Consider the following 2,466-nt stretch of genomic DNA (forward strand, 5'->3'; position numbering starts at 1 on the left):
CCAACGCCAACGGGGTCTCGCTGGATCCGGTCTCCCGCGGCCCGCACGCGTACAAGGTGATGTCGATCCTGGCGATGGACGATCCGGGCCACCTGCGGCTGCGCACCCTGGTGTCCAAGGGCTTCACCCCCCGCCGGATCCGCGAGTTGGAGCCGCGGGTGGCGCAGCTGGCCCGTCGGCACATGGACGATGCGCTGGACGTCCGCGGCGGTGGCTCCTTCGACTTCATCGAGGATTTCGCCGCGAAGCTGCCGATGGACGTCATCTCCGAGCTGATGGGCGTTCCAGCGGCCGACCGGACCCGGATCCGGGAGCTGGCCGACCGGGTGCTGCACCGCGAGGACGGGGTGACCGATGTTCCGCCGTCGGCGTTGCAGGCGTCGGTCGAGTTGATGACCTACTACACGCAGATGATCGCCGACTTCGAGAAGACGCCGGCCGACAACCTGACCTCGGCGCTGCTGCAGGCCGAGATCGACGGGGACCGACTCGCCGACGTGGAGATCATGGCGTTCCTGTTCCTGATGGTGATCGCCGGCAACGAGACCACCACCAAGCTGCTCGGCAGCGCGGTCTACTGGGGGCACCACAACCCCGACCAGTTGGCCGCGGTCTACGCCGATCACTCCCGGATTCCGTCGTGGGTCGAGGAGTCGCTGCGCTATGACACGCCCAGTCAGATTCTGGCCCGCACCGTCGTCGAGGAGCTGACCCTGTACGGGACCACCATCCCGGCCGGTGAGGTGCTGCTGCTGCTGCCCGGGTCGGGGAACCGGGACGAGCGTGTCTTCGACGATCCCGACGTGTTCCGGATCGGTCGCGACATCGGGTCCCGGCTGCTCAGCTTCGGCAGTGGCGCCCACTTCTGCCTCGGCGCGCATCTGGCTCGGATGGAGGCCCGGGTGGCGCTGACCGAGTTGTTGGAGCGGGTCCGCGGCTACCGGGTCGACGAGGACAACGCCGTGCGGGTGCACTCGTCCAACGTGCGCGGCTTCGCCCACCTGCCGATCGATGTGGAGATGCGGTAAATGCCCCGTTTCGAGCCGCACCCGCAGCGTCGGCCGGCAATCGTCGCCGGCGCCTCCTCGGGAATCGGCGCGGCCACCGCGGAAGAGCTTGCCGGTCGCGGTTTTCCGGTCGCGCTGGGCGCGCGGCGAACCGACAAACTGGCCGAGCTGGTCGAGAAGATTCGCTCCGGCGGGGGCGAGGCGGTGGCCTCTCCGCTGGACGTCACCGATGCGGACTCGGTGAAATCATTCGTGGCCGCCTGCGTCGACACGCTGGGCGAGATCGAGTTACTGGTCTCCGGCGCCGGCGACATGCACCCGGGCCGCATCCACGAAAGCAGCACCGAGGCGTTCAACGACCAGATCCAGGTGCACCTGGTGGGCGCCGACCGGCTGGCCACCGCGGTGCTGCCGGAGATGGTGGCCCGGCGACGCGGGGACGTCATCTTCGTCGGCTCCGACGTCGCGCTGCGGCAACGCCCGCACATGGGTGCCTACGGCGCCGCCAAGGCGGGCCTGCTGGCGATGGTGCACAACCTGCAGATGGAGTTGGAGGGCACCGGGGTCCGGGCCTCCATCGTGCACCCCGGTCCGACGCTGACCGGGATGGGCTGGCAGCTCTCCGCCGAGCAGGTCGGGCCGATGCTGAAGGACTGGGCGACCTGGGGTCAGGCCCGACACAGCTACTTTCTCCGCCCGGCCGACGTCGCGCGGGCGATCGCGTTCGTCGCCGAGACACCGCGCGGGTCGAACATCGTGACCCTGGAGCTGCAGCCCGAAGCGCCGCTGACGGACGCGCCGGCGGATCGTCAGCAGCTGCGACTGGGCGAAGACGGGATGCCGCCGACATTTTGAGGGAGGTCTCCCCCGGCCCGACCGCGCCCGATAGGCTCGAAACCGGCTTCGGTTGGGTCCAGCGGGACCGCCTCGACTACCCTGACCAGCACGGGTGTGCACGACGAAAGCAGGTTCGCGGTGAAGACAAAGGGCGCGTTGCTCTGGGAGTTCAACAAGCCGTGGTCGGTCGAGGAAATCGACATCGGCGACCCGCAAAAGGACGAGGTCAAGATCCAGATGGAAGCGGCCGGGATGTGCCACTCCGACCACCATCTGATGACCGGCAGTATCCCGATGGCCGGCTTCCCGGTGCTCGGCGGCCACGAGGGCGCCGGGATCGTCACCGAGGTCGGCCCCGGGGTGGAGGATCTGGCGCCGGGCGACCACGTGGTGCTGTCGTTCATTCCGTCCTGCGGCAAATGCCCGTCCTGCCAGGCCGGGATGCGCAACCTGTGCGACCTGGGCGCCGGCCTGCTCAACGGCGTCGCGGTCAGCGACGGCACCTTCCGGGTGCACGCCCGCGACCAGAGCGTCTACCCGATGACGCTGCTCGGCACCTTCTCGCCGTGGATGGTGGTGCACAAGACGTCGGTGGTGAAGATCGACCCGTCGATCCCGTTCG

At 68.9% G+C, this 2,466-nt stretch carries 3 protein-coding genes; all 3 read left to right on the forward strand.

The genetic code is table 11. The features are described from left to right. A partial coding sequence (locus AC2VNT_RS05260; RefSeq protein WP_486945849.1) for a cytochrome P450 occupies nt 1-1,028 on the forward strand: 1,028 nt, incomplete at its 5' end. Further along, nucleotides 1,029-1,862: an SDR family oxidoreductase gene (locus AC2VNT_RS05265; protein ID WP_486945850.1), complete on the forward strand. Its 834-nt coding sequence runs from the start codon at nt 1,029-1,031 to the stop codon at nt 1,860-1,862. Between the two features lie 120 nt (nt 1,863-1,982). After that, on the forward strand, nt 1,983-2,466 hold a 484-nt coding region (locus AC2VNT_RS05270), incomplete at its 3' end, for an alcohol dehydrogenase catalytic domain-containing protein (RefSeq protein ID WP_486945851.1).

The sequence above is a fragment of the Mycobacterium sp. TH-M15 genome (assembly GCF_057473705.1).

What these genes read in the sequence shown, in the direction of transcription:
- AC2VNT_RS05265 (WP_486945850.1), top strand. Translation starts at nt 1,029, where the DNA reads ATGCCCCGTTTCGAGCCGCACCCGCAGCGTCGGCCGGCAATCGTCGCC.